The 14,179-nt window shown below is 70.0% G+C and carries 10 protein-coding genes; 7 read left to right on the forward strand and 3 right to left on the reverse strand.

Annotation, left to right across the window (positions count from 1 at the left end):
- Positions 1 to 10 precede the first annotated feature (10 nt).
- Positions 11 to 2,161: a helicase-associated domain-containing protein gene (locus tag ACIHFD_RS03550; protein WP_397365385.1), complete on the reverse strand. Its 2,151-nt coding sequence runs from the start codon at positions 2,159 to 2,161 to the stop codon at positions 11 to 13.
- 41 nt (positions 2,162 to 2,202) lie between these two features.
- Positions 2,203 to 3,237, reverse strand: a complete 1,035-nt coding sequence (locus ACIHFD_RS03555; protein WP_397365386.1) for a LacI family DNA-binding transcriptional regulator — start codon at positions 3,235 to 3,237, stop codon at positions 2,203 to 2,205.
- Positions 3,238 to 3,248: 11 nt separating this feature from the next.
- Here ACIHFD_RS03555 and ACIHFD_RS03560 point away from each other — a divergent pair, with 11 nt between their 5' ends.
- The 7 genes from ACIHFD_RS03560 to ACIHFD_RS03590 all read left to right on the forward strand — a co-directional run bounded on the left by ACIHFD_RS03560 (position 3,249) and on the right by ACIHFD_RS03590 (position 12,505).
- The gene (locus ACIHFD_RS03560; RefSeq protein WP_397365387.1) at positions 3,249 to 4,412 is read left to right on the forward strand and encodes a trans-sulfuration enzyme family protein; all 1,164 of its coding nucleotides are present in this window, start codon (positions 3,249 to 3,251) and stop codon (positions 4,410 to 4,412) included.
- A gap of 46 nt (positions 4,413 to 4,458) precedes the next feature.
- Entirely contained in the window at positions 4,459 to 5,715 is a 1,257-nt protein-coding gene (locus ACIHFD_RS03565) for an ABC transporter substrate-binding protein (RefSeq protein WP_397365388.1), read from the forward strand.
- Positions 5,712 to 6,596 (forward strand): carbohydrate ABC transporter permease, encoded by an 885-nt coding sequence (locus ACIHFD_RS03570; RefSeq protein ID WP_397365389.1) that lies wholly within the window; start codon positions 5,712 to 5,714, stop codon positions 6,594 to 6,596. Before ACIHFD_RS03565 ends, ACIHFD_RS03570 begins: the two co-directional genes overlap by 4 nt.
- Complete coding sequence (locus tag ACIHFD_RS03575; RefSeq protein WP_397365390.1) at positions 6,593 to 7,417, forward strand: carbohydrate ABC transporter permease; 825 nt, start codon at positions 6,593 to 6,595, stop codon at positions 7,415 to 7,417. Before ACIHFD_RS03570 ends, ACIHFD_RS03575 begins: the two co-directional genes overlap by 4 nt.
- Before the next feature lie 94 nt (positions 7,418 to 7,511).
- Positions 7,512 to 10,373 carry a glycosyl hydrolase family 95 catalytic domain-containing protein gene (locus ACIHFD_RS03580; protein WP_397365391.1) on the forward strand — a complete coding sequence of 954 codons (2,862 nt, stop codon included), beginning with the start codon at positions 7,512 to 7,514 and terminating at the stop codon, positions 10,371 to 10,373.
- A 165-nt stretch (positions 10,374 to 10,538) separates the two neighbouring features.
- Positions 10,539 to 10,868: a DUF485 domain-containing protein gene (locus tag ACIHFD_RS03585; RefSeq protein ID WP_350722185.1), complete on the forward strand. Its 330-nt coding sequence runs from the start codon at positions 10,539 to 10,541 to the stop codon at positions 10,866 to 10,868.
- A 17-nt stretch (positions 10,869 to 10,885) separates the two neighbouring features.
- A complete protein-coding gene (locus tag ACIHFD_RS03590; protein ID WP_397365474.1) occupies positions 10,886 to 12,505 on the forward strand; it encodes a cation acetate symporter in 1,620 nt (539 codons plus the stop codon).
- A gap of 100 nt (positions 12,506 to 12,605) precedes the next feature.
- On the opposite strand, the gene ACIHFD_RS03595 is transcribed toward ACIHFD_RS03590, so the two are convergent.
- Positions 12,606 to 14,099: an APC family permease gene (locus tag ACIHFD_RS03595; protein ID WP_397365392.1), complete on the reverse strand. Its 1,494-nt coding sequence runs from the start codon at positions 14,097 to 14,099 to the stop codon at positions 12,606 to 12,608.
- Positions 14,100 to 14,179: the final 80 nt, after the last annotated feature.

Genomic DNA, 14,179 nt, shown 5'->3' on the forward strand with positions numbered 1-14,179 from the left:
CCGCCGGCGATCAGGGCAGATGCGCCTCCTTGATCCGGGCCCGCTGGAAGGTGTGTTCGGTGCCGCAGTCGTGGCAGTAGCCGGACACCGTGCCGCGGGTGAGCTCGATGTCCTCCATGTAGTGCTCACGCCGCTGCCAGACGATGACGATCGGCTCGCCGGTGACGGAGGCCACGGACAGGGCCTCGGCGGGCGTGCCGGGCTCGCCGCCCTGGAGGATCGCGGTGGCGTCCCATGCCGGGTCGGGCTCCACGGGCAGGCGGCGGCGCTGGGGCGGCTCCGCCTTGATGGTGCCGTCGGGGGCCAGGGCGACCGGGGCGTGGCCGCCCTGCCGCAGCAGCTCGAGGGTCTCGTCGGGAGGCAGGGCGCTGAGGGCGACCGTGGGGGCGATGGCGCGCAGCGCCAGCTTGCGCAGGGCCCTGGTCCCGCACAGCTCGGTGATGAGCGCCGGGTCCTCCGCGGTCACCACGGAGGCGGCGGAGGTGACGCGGACGGCGCCGTGCCGGCGGGCGACGTCGGTGACGAGGTAACGCAGCGGCTGGGGGACGGCCTTGGCGGCGACGCGGGCCAGCTCGTCGAGCAGGCCGTCGGCCGTCGTCCCCGCGTCCAGCGCCCGGCGCACGCTCCTGTGCGAGAAGCGCCACACGCTGGCCCGGTCGCGTGACTCCAGGTCGGCGCAGCCGTTCAGGAACGCGGTCAGCTGTGGCGCGGGCACCCCTGACACGATCGCGGTCAGGTCGTTCTGCAGGGTCACGGTGTGGGTCGGCGTGGGGAAGCGGCCGGCCACGCCGGCGCCGTCGAGGTGGGCGCGGCCGAGCTCGGTCAGCGCACCCTCCTGGACCATCCCGAGCAGCTCGCCCTCGCGCAGGGCGGCGGTCACGAACTCGGCGGCGGCCGGCGCGAACTCCTTGACCGCCCGCGTCCGCCAGCCCACGGCCGGGAGCAACCCCTCAGAGCTCGACCCCCGCCCGGGAGGCAGCGTCCGGAGCACGCGCAGCGCGGCCCGCCGGATCTCGCCGGCGCCGCTCTCGAACTGGTACGGCGGAGCCTGCGGCGTCATGTGCTCCTCGCAGCAGCCCGTCACCCTGAACGTGGCCGCCTGCGGCATCGCCAGCCAGGACTCCACCAGGGCCTGCCACCGCGAGGCCGGATCCAGGCCCAGCCACTCGTCGGCCAGCGTGGTGCCGGCCAGCCTCTCGCCGGCCTCGGAGGCGATCAGGTCGGTGCCGAAGGCGAGGTCGAGCCAGAGCACGACCGCCTGCTCGGGAACGTCCAGCGCCTTGGCCACCCGCTTCAGCTCCCGCGCGCCCACCCCGCCCGCCTTCAGCTCGGCGATGGGCTGCGTTCCCGTCAGCTCGATCAGCGCCTCCACCTGGTCAACGGCGGCCAGCGCGGCGGCGAGCCCGTCCGCGGGCCCGGTGAGCTCCACGGACGGCACGTCCGGCTGGCCCGTGAGCTCCGGCTTCCAGCCGTCGCCGCGCAGCGCGAGCGCGACCTCCATGGGCATCTCGTACTCCCAGCCGTCCCGCACCACGAACCCGGCCTCGGCCAGGCGCGTGACCGGATGGTCCGCATCGCCGGTGCCGTACCAGACGGCGTGCTGGAAGACCGGCTGCCCGTCCGCCATCGACTCCAGCAGCGCCACCGCCTCGCGCGGCAACGCGGCGGCGCGGGCGCGGACGGCCCGGCCGTCGCGCACGATCTCCGCCGCCTGGGCGAGCACCTCCGACTTGCGGCCCTTGGGCCTGCCGCCCAGCCCCTTGACCAGGGACTTCAGATCCTCGGCGGTCAGCTCGCGCAACGGCCGGCCCAGCCCGAACGGGTTCGCCCACAGCCCCTGCGGGTGCGGGGACCTCACCGTGCCCCCGTCGCCGCCCCCGTCGAGGGTCACGAGGCCCCACGCGGCCAGGGTCTCGATCGTCTCGCCGAGCCGGTCGCCGGGGTCGTGGAGCAGCTCGGCCAGCGCCGCGCGGCCGGCCTCGCCGCCCAGGATCTGCAGCGCCTGGCTGACGAGGTGGCAGTCGGCGTCGAGCGCGAGCAGGGCGGGCACGGCCAGCTCCGGCGCCGCGAGCAGGCGTTCGAGCGCCTCGGCGGAGGGGACGGCGGCCAGCTCCGGCCGGTTGCGAAGAAGCCGGGCGAGGTCGGCGGCGGGAAGAGGCACAACTCGACCCTAGCGAGACGAACGCCGCTCACGCATGGTGTTCAGGAGGGCGGCAGCTCGCCCGAGCCTCTGGCCACCAGCTCGACCGGGACCTTGACGCGGCGGGGCGACGGCGACGGGTTCAGCAGGAGGTCCACCGCACTGCGGGCCAGGCGTGCCGTGTCGTAGCGGACCACCGTCACCCCGGGGTTGAACACGTCGGCCAGGGCGAAGTCGTCGAAGCTCACGTACGCGGGCCGCTCCGGACGTTCCCGCAGCGCCTGCAGGATGCCGATCGCGGCGCGGTTGTTGGTGGCGAAGAAGGCCGTCGGAGGGTCGGGCAGGTCCAGGAGGCGGCTCACCTCGTGGGAGACCCGCCACGGGTCGAAGAGCCCGCGGACCGTCAGCGTGTCGTCGGCCGTCAGTCCGGCCGCGCGCAGGGCCGCGCGGTAGCCGGTCGCGCGGTCGTGCACCGAGCTGATGCCCTCGTCGTCCGAGACCAGCGCGATCCGGCGGTGGCCGCGGGCCAGCAGGTGCTCGGTCGCGGCCCGGCCGCCCCGCACGTCGTCCAGCAGCACCACGTCCGCCGACTCCAGGCCCGGGGGCACGCGGTCCACGAACACCGTGGTGAGCGAGGCGTGCTCGGCCAGCCACGAGTGATCGGCCGCCGAGGGGACGACGATCAGGGCGTCCACGCCCCGCGCGTACATGGACTCGATGAGCATGCGCTCCTTGTCGGCGCTCTCCTCGTACGAGCCGAACACCACCAGCGCCTCGTACCGGGCCGCGGCGGACTCCACGGCGGCGGCCAGGCGGGAGTAGAACTCGTTGGAGATGTTCTCCATCACCAGCCCGAGCGTCAGCATGGTCGCGCCCCTGGCCAGGCGGGCGGCGGCCTCGTTGCGGCGGTAGCCGAGCGCGCTGATGGCCGCCTGCACGCGCTCCTGCAGCGAGGCCCGGACGTGCGGCTCCTGGTTGACCACCCGGGAGACGGTCTTGAGGCTCACGCCCGCGTGGCGGGCCACGTCGGCCATGGTCGGCTTGCGAGTGGTTTCACCCTGGGAGGCCGCCCGGTCACCCAGATCCCTGGCTGTCATAGTCTGCCCCCATGGATGACGAATGGATCTGTGGCCGGCTGGGCGAGGACGAGCCCTGGGCGTTGGGCGCGGTCAACCCACCGGTGTTCGAGAACTCGCTGTTCACGTTCGGGAGCGCGCAGGAGCTCGGCGAGGCGATCAGGAACGAGGACGAGAGGTACGTCTACTGGCGGGGGACCAACCCGACGGTCGATCTCGCTCAGCGTAAGCTCGCCGCGCTCGAGCGGGGAGAGCGTGCCAAGTGTTTCGGGTCGGGAATGGGGGCCATCTCGGCGACCATCTCCTCGCTCGTCAAGGCCGGGGATCACGTGCTGGTGCTGGGCGCAGTGTACGGGCCGACCACCCAGTTCCTGCGCTACCTGGAGAAGTTCGGGGTCACGCATACGCACGTGAACGACCTCGCGGAGTGTGACAGCGCTATCAGGGCGAGCACCCGTCTACTCTACTTCGAGTCCCCCTCCTACATGGCCTACGCCGTGGTCGACATCGCCGAAGTCACCGCGTGGGCGCGGGAGCGCGGGCTGGTGAGCGTGATGGACAACACCTGGTCCACGCCGATCTTCCAGAAGCCGCTGACCATGGGCGTCGATCTCGTCGTGCACTCGCTGTCGAAGTACATCGGCGGGCACAGCGACCTCGTGGGCGGCGTCGTGGTAGGCCCGTCCCGGCTGATCAGGCCGCTGGCGCTGACCGAGTACCAGCTGTACGGGGCCGCCATGTCGCCGCACGACGCGGCCAAGGTGATCAAGGGGCTGCGCACGCTGCCCGTGCGGATGCCCGCGCACCAGGAGCGGGGGCTGGCCGTGGCCGAGTTCCTGACGGGGCATCCGGCCGTGCGGGCGGTGAACCACCCTGGGCTGCCGTCCCATCCGGGGCACGACCTCGCGAAGCGGCAGATGTCGGGGTTCTCCAGCCTGTTCAGCCTCGTGCTGGACACGGAATCGCGCCAGGAGGTCGGACTCTTCCTCGATAAGTTGCGACATTTCAGGATTGGGGTGTCTTGGGGAGGTTTTGAGAGCCTGGTGAACGCCCCCGCCCTGTCCACCGAGGAGAGCGTGCGGGCCACCATGGGCATCCCCGTCGGCCTCGTGCGGCTCTCGGTCGGCCTGGAGCCCGCGGACACGTTGATCAAGGATCTCGGGCTAGCGCTGGAGGGGGTCGGTCGCCTAGCGTGACTGACAGCGCGTGACTGACAGCGCTGTCTGAAGCTGGAGGCTCAGCATGAGAACCCCCCTCCTGGCGGCCGCGGTCGCCGCCACGCTCTTGCTCGCGGGCTGCGGCTCCGGCTCGTCGTCCCCCGGCGAGGTACGGCTCCGCATGATCGAGAGCCTGACCAGTCCCGAACGCACGAAGCTCATCAAAACGCTGCTGAAGGACTTCGAGAAGGCCAATCCGGGCATCAAGGTGGAGCTGATCTCGCCGCCGCTCGACAGCGCCGACCAGAAGATCACCCAGATCCTGCAGACGAAGAAGGACCTGGACGTGCTGGAAGTACGCGACCACACGGCCAAGTCCTTCTCCAACAACGGCTGGCTGGCCGAGCTGCCCACCACGGAGTGGCCCGGCTGGTCGGACCTTACCGAGCTGGCCCAGAAGAAGGCCGTCGAGGTCGGCGGCAAGGCGTACCTGATCCCGTACGGCTTCTACGAGCGCACGATCTTCTACCGTACGGACCGGGGCATGACGCAGCCGCCGGCCACCTGGCAGGAGCTCTACGAGGCCGGCAAGAAGATGACCTCGGGCGACCGGTTCGGCTACTCGTTCCGGGGCGGCAAGGGCGGGGCCGACTACGCGGTCATGATGGTCAGCGCGTACAACGGCGAAGCCCTGAATCCCGAAAAATCGTTCTATCTCAAGGACAAGCGGACGATCTTCTCCACCCCCGAGGCCGCCCAGGCCATGGACCTCTACGTGAAGATCTTCAAGGAGGCGTCGCCGCCCGACTCCGTCTCCTGGGGCTACCCGGAGATGGTCCAGGGGTTCACCTCGGGCGTCACCGGCATGCTCATCCAGGACCCCGAAGTGATCAAGACCGTCCAGGAGAGCGGCATGACGGCCTGGTCGACGGCCCCCATCCCCAAGGGCCCGTCCGGATACGCCTTCCAGCCCGTCGGCTACGCCGGATGGGGCGCCACCTCCTTCACCACGCACCCGAAGGAGGCGGTCAAGCTGGTCCAGTTCCTGTCGGAGGCCGAGCAGAGCATCGCCTTCGCCAAGGGAAACTCGCTCATCCCGATCTCCAAGCAGGCCCAGAGCGACCCGCAGTTCTCGCAGGGCGCGTGGAAGGCGTACCTGCAGGCCCAGCAGGACCCCAAGCAGGTGATCACGATCAGGCCCGTCGACTACCCGGGCTGGAGCCAGTTCCTCGTCGACTCCGACCGTGACGTCCAGGCCCTGATCACCGGCAAGAAGACCACGGCCGAGGTGCTCAAGTCGTGGGACGCCTTCTGGACGGACCAGGCCAAGAAGGTCTCATGAGGCTCTTCACCGCCCGCCGGGCCAGGTTCATCACTCTGTGCCTGCTGCCCGGCGTGGTCTTCGTGACCCTGTTCACGTACTACCCGATGATCCGCGGTACGGTCATCGCCTTCCAGCGCTACAACCTGTTCGACATCACCTCGACGCCCTTCGTCGGCCTGGAGAACTTCCGGGCCGTCCTGGCCGAGGACCGGTTCTGGACGGCGCTGCGGAACACCGGTACGTGGGTGGTCGTCTCGCTGTTCTTCCAGTTCTTCCTCGGCTTCGGGCTGGCGCTGCTGCTGCGCCGGCACTTCCGCGGCCGGGGCTTCTACCAGGCGTGGGTGTTCTTCCCCTGGGCCATGTCGGGGTTCCTGATCGGGCTGCTGTGGCGGTGGATGTTCAACGGGCAGTTCGGCGTGATCAACGACCTGCTGCTCAAGACCGGCCTCATCGACCAGCGCATCGGCTTCCTGGCCACCCCCGGGTGGGCGATGACCTCGGTGATCGTGGCGAACATCTGGTACGGCGTCACGTTCTTCGCCATCATGATCATGGCCGCCCTGCAGTCGGTGCCGAAGGAGCTGTACGAGGCGGCGGCCGTGGACGGCGCGTCGCGGCTGCGGCAGTTCTGGCACGTGACGCTGCCGCACATCCGGCCCACGCTCGCTCTCATCGTGCTGCTGCGGATCATCTGGATCCTCAACTTCCCCGACCTCATCTACTCGATGACCGGCGGCGGCCCGGCCAGCGGCACCGACATCATCACGACCTTCCTCATCCAGCAGGTCATCGGCGGCGACTACGGCCGGGCGGGCGCGGTGGGCCTGCTCATCCTGGGCCTGCTGCTGTCCTTCAGCGTCTTCTACCTGAACGCGACGAGATTCGAGAAGTCACGATGAAGCATGTCGGCAACGCGGCCAAGGTCGTCGTGCTGGGCGCCTGGCTGCTGATCACCCTCTTCCCCCTCTACTGGATCGTCGTCACCTCGCTCAAGCCCAAGTCCGAGATCTTCTCGATGCCGCTCAGGTACTGGCCGGGCAACCTGACGTTCGAGCACTACGAGGAGCTGTTCTCGTTCGCGGACTTCGGCGCGTACCTGCTGAACAGCCTGCTCGTCTCGCTCGTCGCGGCCGGTGTGGTGACCGCGATCGGCGTGCTGGGCGGCTACACGCTCGCCCGCTTCGCCTTCCCCGGCCGGGGCGCGCTGATGCTGGCGTTCCTGGTCACGCAGATGATCCCGCTGTTCATCGCGCTCGGCCCGCTCTACCTGCTGATGTCCGACCTCGACCTGCTCAACCGGCTCGCCGGGCTGATGCTGGTGTACGTGGCCATGCTGGTGCCGTTCGCCACGATCATCATGCGCGGCTTCTATGAGCGGGTGCCGGTCGCGCTGGAGGAGGCCGCGCAGGTGGACGGCGCCTCGCGGCTGGTGGCCATGGTGCGGGTGGTCATCCCGGTCATGCTGCCGGGCATCGCGGCCACGTTCATCTTCGCGTTCGTGCAGTGCTGGAACGAGCTGTTCCTGGCGATCACGTTCATCGACAGCGAGGACGCCAAGACCATCCCGGTCGCCATGAACTCCTTCATCACCCAGTACGACATCGACTGGGGTTCCATGGCCGCGGCCACCGTGATCTCGGTGCTGCCGACCCTCGTGCTGTTCGCCGCCATCCGCCGCTACATCGTCGAAGGGCTCACCGCAGGCGCCGTTAAGGGGTGATGCATCCGATGAATTTCGGTTGACCGCCCTTGACTAAGGTCATCCTGCGTGTCATACAGGCGAAAGACCCGATGTCTCGTCTGTGAGGTCCCGCATGACACCCCCCTCTCACGACCCGACCCGCCGTGCCGTGCTCGGCGGCTTAGGTCTCGCCCTCGTCCCCGCCGCCCCGGCGCTCGCGGAAACCGAGCCCGCCGAGCCCGCTGAGCCCACTGAGCCCACCGGGGCGGCCCGGGGCTGGCAGCTCCGGCAGCGCGTGCCCTGGGCCGAGTTCATGAAGGGCCAGGACCTGCTCTGGGGCAGGATGCCCAGGACCTGGTCGGAGGGCCCGTTCCTCGGCGACGGCCTGCTGGGCAGCATGGTCTACCAGGAGCCCGGCCAGAACAAGATCCGCTTCACCGTCCAGCACGGCCGCGTCCAGGACCACCGGCCCCAGTTCGGCAGCGGCTGGGGCACCTGCCGCCTGCCCGTCGGCCACGTCACCCTCGACCCGGTCGGCACGATCACGGCCGTCGACCTGCGGCTCAGCCTGTGGGACGCCGAGGTCACCGGCACCGTCACCACGGACAAGGGCAAGCTGTCCTTCTCCGCGTTCATCCACGACGAAGTCCTCGTCGCCAAGGCGGAGGCCGGCGGCGAGGAGCAGGTCCGCTGGACCTTCCACCCCGAGGACGCCGTCAGCCCCCGATCCGTCTCCGAGGCCCCGCCCAGCGGCTACACGCCCAACCCGCCCTGGACCACCGCGACCGCGGGCGACGTCGAGCAGGTGCTCCAGCCGCTCACCGGCGGCGGCCAGACCGCCACCGCCTACCGCGTCAAGGACGGGGCGCTCCTGGTCGCCGTGGGCCACAGCTTCCCGTCCGCGACCGAGGCCCAGGAGAGCGCGCTCGCCAGGATCCGCAACGCGCCGCCGTACGGGATCACGCGGAAGCGGCACCGTAACTGGTGGCACGACTTCTACGGCAAGAGCTTCGTCTCCCTGCCTGACCAGCGGCTGCAGAGCTTCTACTGGATCCAGCTCTACAAGGTCGCCTCCGCCGGCCGGACGGGCGGGCCGGTCATGGCCACCACCGGCCCCTGGCTGGAGTCCACCCCGTGGCCGGCGGTGTGGTGGAACCTCAACGTGCAGCTCGAGTACTGGCTCATCCACGGCTCCAACCACCTGGAGCTCGACTCGCTCACCAGCACGCTCGACCGCAACCGCGACCAGCTCGTCGCCAACGTGCCCGCCGCCTACCGCGCCGACTCGGCCGGGCTGGGACGCAGCTCCGACATGTTCTGCAACCGGAGCGTCGGCACGCCCGGCACGGGCGCCGAGGTGGGCGACCTCACGTGGGCGCTGCACAACGTGTGGCTGACCTACCGGCACACCATGGACGACAAGCTGCTGCGTGACACGGTCTTCCCGCTGCTGCGGCGGGCGATCAACTACTACCTGCACTTCCTGGCCGCCGGCGCGGACGGCAGGTTGCACCTGCCCAGCACACTCTCACCGGAATACCCGGTCACCCCGCCCCAGGACACCAACTACGACCTGGCGCTGATCAGGTGGGGCTGCCGGACCCTGATCGAGTCGGCCGAGCGGCTCGGGATCGCCGACCCGCTCGCGGCGAAGTGGCGGGAGGTGCTGGACACGCTCGTGGACCACCCGGCCGACGCCGACGGCTTCATGATCGGCGCGAGCACGCCGTACGCGCAGTCGCACCGCCACTACTCCCACCTCCTCATGATCTACCCCCTCTACCTGGTCAACTGGGACCAGCCGGAGCAGCGCGAGCTGATCGAGAAGTCGGTCGCCCACTGGCAGTCGCTGACGGGCGCGCACCGCGGCTACAGCTACACCGGCGCGGCCTCGCTCTACGCCATGATGGGCCGGGGCGACACCGCGCTGTCCTATCTGGACCGGTTCTTCGACCCGGCCGCCCGCTACCCGTGCACGGCCAACACCCACTACGCCGAGGCCGGGCCGGTCATCGAGACGCCGCTGTCGGCCGCCCAGTCCCTCCACGACATGCTCTGCCAGAGCTGGGGCGGGATCGTCCGCGTCTTCCCGGCCGTGCCCGCCTCGTGGGCGGACGTCACGATCCACGACTTCCGGACGCAGGGCGCGTTCCTGGTCTCGGCCGTGCGCAAGAGCGGCCGCACCTCGTTCATCCGCGTCAGGAGCGTGGCGGGGGCGCCGCTCAGGCTCAGGCACGGGCTCGACGGGCCGGTCACCGCCGTGCTGTCCGACGGCCGTCCCGCTCGGGTGAAGGACCTGGGGGAGGGCGTCGTGGAGATCGCCCTGGGCAAGGGGAGCGAGGTGCTCGTCCACACGGGCGCGCGGCCCGACCCGGTCATCGGACCTGTGCCGGTGAGCAAGCCGGGGGACGCCTGGGGGCTGCCGCCGATCACGCCTCCCGGGCCCACCACGCCGGTGGACCTGTCGCCGTACTTCGGCAACGACGGCGTCTCCACGCACGAGGCGATGACGGACGGCGACTTTGACGGGTCCGGCTACACCTATCCGGCTGAGGAGCTGCCGCCCGCCGGGCCGCTCGTCCACGAGGGCCTGAGCTTCGTCTTCCCCGCGTACGGGGACGGGGCCGGGAACAACGTCGCCGGCCAGGGACAGACGATCACCGTGCCGTCCGGGAAGTACGCCAAGGTCCGGCTGCTGGGCGCGGCCAGTTCCGGGGCCGTCACCTCCACGCTGACCGCCGCGTACGCCGACGGCACCACCGCCCAGGTGCCGTTCGTCCTGCCCGACTGGGGCGGCCAGCCCGGGGCGGGGGCCTCCGAGGTGATCCGCTGCACCCACCGCCACGGTCGCACGGGCGCCAACTCGCTGCGGGTCGGGCTGTTCGAGGTGCAGGCGGCGCTCGACCCGGCCAGGGAGCTGCGCTCGCTCACCCTGCCCGCGCTCACCCGGCCCCAGCTCCACCTGTTCGCGCTCTCCGTGGAAGCGCCCCGATGAAACGAGCGATCAACCGCTCGTCGCACGTAACAGACCTTTCACCGCAAGCCATCCCCAACTAATCGCCGGACCCCAGCGACTCGTCGAACAACGTCACCAGGGGCCTCCACGACGGGTAGGTTGCGCTCTTACGTTGGGCGTGATCCGCATCACAGTGGAGGTCTCGTGACTACTAAAGAACATGACGCATCGGTCTATGAGGAAGTTCAGGAGAGCAGTGAATTCCAGGACCTGAAACGGCGATTCCGCGCCTGGACGTTCCCGATGACCGTGGCGTTCCTCGCGTGGTACCTGCTCTACGTGGTGCTGTCCGGATGGGCGCGCGGCTTCATGGGGATCAAGCTGCTCGGTGAGATCAACGTCGGCCTCGTCTTCGGTTTGCTCCAGTTCGTCTCCACGTTCCTCATCGCGTGGGCGTACGCCAGGCACGCCGAGAAGAAGCTCGACCCGATCGCCGACAAGCTCCGCCACGAGGTTGAGGAGAAGACCAAGTGAGCTCCCACACCCTGGGGATGATCCTCTTCCTCACCTTCGTCGCCGCCACGCTGGGGATCACGTTCTGGGCGAGCCGGCAGACCAAGACGGCCGCCGACTACTACGCCGGCGGGCGGTCGTTCACCGGCGTGCAGAACGGGCTGGCCATCGGCGGCGACTACATGTCGGCCGCCTCCTTCCTCGGCATCGCCGGCATCATCGCGCTGTCCGGCTACGACGGGTTCCTGTACTCGATCGGGTTCCTGGTGGCGTGGCTGGTCGCGCTGCTGCTGGTCGCCGAGCTGATGCGGAACTCGGGCAAGTTCACCATGGCCGACGTGCTGGCCTTCCGGATGAGCCCGCGTCCCGTGCGCACGGCGGCGGGCGTGTCCACCATCGTGGTCAGCATCTTCTACCTGCTGGCCCAGATGGTCGGCGCGGGCGCGCTGGTCGGCCTGCTGCTCGGCATCACCTCCCCGGCGGGCAAGGCGTGGACCATCGTCGGCGTGGGCGCGCTGATGATCGTCTACGTGGTCTTCGGCGGCATGAAGGGCACCACCTGGGTGCAGATCGTCAAGGCCGTGCTGCTGATGAGCGGCGCCGCGCTGGTGACGGTGCTGGTGCTGGGCAAGTTCGGCTTCAACCTGTCGGCCCTGCTCGGCCAGGCCGCCACCACCAGCGGCCCGAAGGCGAACCCGGGCAACTTCCTGATCCCCGGGCTGAAGTACGGCACCGAGGCCCAGGGGCTGGCCGGCAAGATCGACCTCATCAGCCTTGGCCTGGCGCTGGTGCTCGGCACCGCGGGCCTGCCGCACATCCTCATCCGCTTCTACACCGTCCCCACCGCCAAGGACGCCCGCAAGTCGGTCCTGTGGGGCATCGGCATCATCGGCGTGTTCTACCTGCTGACCCTCGTCCTCGGCTTCGGCGCCGCGGCCCTGGTGGGCAAGACCGCGATCGTCGCCGGTGACGCGGCGGGCAACACGGCCGCGCCGATGCTGGCCGAACGCATCGGCCAGGAGATCTTCGGCTCGGTCGGCGGCACGATCCTGCTGGCGCTCATCGGCGCCGTCGCCTTCGCCACGATCCTCGCCGTCGTGGCGGGCCTCACGCTGGCCTCCTCCTCCAGCTTCTCGCACGACCTGTACGCGCACGTCTTCAAGCGCGGCCAGGCCAGCGAGCGCCAGGAGGTCGTGGTGGCGCGCATCTCCGCCCTGGTCATCGGCGCCATCGCGATCGGCCTGGGCATCCTGGCCCAGGGCCAGAACGTGGCCTTCCTGGTCGCCCTGGCCTTCGCCGTCGCGGCCTCGGCCAACCTGCCCGCGATCCTCTACAGCCTGTTCTGGAAGCGGTTCAACACGACGGGCGCGGTCTCGGCCATCTACGGCGGCCTGATCTCGGCCCTGATCCTGGTCATCTTCTCGCCGGTGGTCTCGGCGCCGCCGCCCCCGGCCGGCGTCAAGCCGACCGCGCTGATCGTCGGCGTGGACTTCCACTGGTTCCCGCTGAGCAACCCCGGCATCCTGTCGATCCCGATCGGCTTCCTGTGCGGGTGGCTCGGCACGATCCTCAGCAAGGAGTACAACGCGGCGAAGTACGCCGAGATGGAGGTCCGCTCCCTCACCGGCGTCGGCGCGGAGAAGGCGACCCAGCACTGACGTTCCCCCTGAAGGCGCCTCACCCCTCCCCTCCGAAGGCGCCTGCACCCCGAGGGCCCGGCCTCCCAGGAGGCCGGGCCCTTCGCCGTGCCGCCCGGCCTCAGGCGGGCACCCGGCGCCCGACCAGGTACAGCAGGGCGCCCACCAGCAGCGATGCCAGCGCGATCCCGCCGACCAGCCAGAACCACATCCCGTACGCGATCTCGGCGCCGAACAGCGTGACCTTGCCCGCGTCGTTGGAGATCAGCGGCGTCCACGACCCGGAGAGCGTGGCCACCACGCCCACGAGCGAGGCCAGCGCCCCCACGACGGAGGCCACCCAGAACACCGCGGGCGAGGCCAGCCGCCGCGCCTCGAACTGCTCGCGGTAGCGCCGCAGGATGATCAGCACGTCCACGAACAGCACCACGATCGACAGGCACCAGATCACGGTGACCGCGGCCTGCAGGACGTTGTAGACCTCGGTCTGCGCGTCGGCGGGCCCAGTGGCGGTGTTCGCCGAGGCGAAGGGCACCACCACGAACGCCGCCACCGTGAAGACCCCGGCCAGCACGGTCTGGATCCAGACCGCCACGTCCGGCACCTTCTGCGCGTTGACGTGGCTGACCGCCTTCGGCAGCCGGCGGTCCAGCCCGGACACGAAGATCAGCCGGGCGAAGGAGTAGTTGTAGACGACGGTGATGATGAAGAACATGGCCGCCAGCACGAGCGCGACCAGCTTGCCCGCCCAGTCGCCCAGCCCGATCCCCACGGCCTCGGCCACGGCGGTGATGTTCGCCGCCTCCCCGGCGGGCACCGACACCATCACGCCCCAGGTGGCGACCAGGTAGGCGACCATGACGGCCAGCGACCCCCACAGCAGGTACCGGGTCACGGCCCGCTCCTGCCTGATCTCCACCCCCATGTTCAGCGGCACCTCGACGCCCAGCAGCGCCAGCACGGCCAGGCCGAAGAAGCTCCAGCTCGCGAAGTTGAGTCCGTGCTCGGCCGACGGGCTCCAGGCCGCGAAGTCCCACGGGTTCGTGGCCGCCGGGTGCCCCTGGGCCAGGTGCGCGATCCCGGCCGCGAACATCAGCAGGATCGCCAGCCCGTACGCCAGGAAGACGACGTTCACCACGTTCTGCGTCAGCCGGAAGCGCAGAACCGCCAGCACGGCCGCGAGCAGCAGGATCGCCACGATCAGCCCGCCCTGTGCCGCCACGGACAGCTCCCCGAGCGCGGGGAAGACGTAGCCGAGGAACGAGATCGTCAGCGTCCCGGTCGCCACCATCACCAGCACGCCCGGCCACCAGGCGCAGAACCCGGCGAAGAACCCCCAGAACGGCCCGAACGCCTTGGTCGTCCAGAGGTAGATGGAGCCCTCGCCGGGGAACATGGCGCCGAGCTGGCCCGTGACGATCGCGCACGGGACGAGGAACAGCGCGAACGCGATGATCCACCATCCGAACGCGGCCGGGCCCGCGGACTGGATGACGGCGGCGTTCGTGATGAACAGGACGATCGATACGAAGATCGCCACCATGTCGAAGGTGGTCAGCACCCGCGGCAGGATCCCGCCGGCCACCCGCTCGGACAGCAGCTCGTTCTCGGTCATGGGCGACCTCCTACCTGCAAAGATCCGCCGGGCCACGGCCGTCGTCAAGCACGTGAGCCCGGCGGGTGATTACATCACGA

This window comes from Nonomuraea sp. NPDC051941, assembly GCF_044593615.1.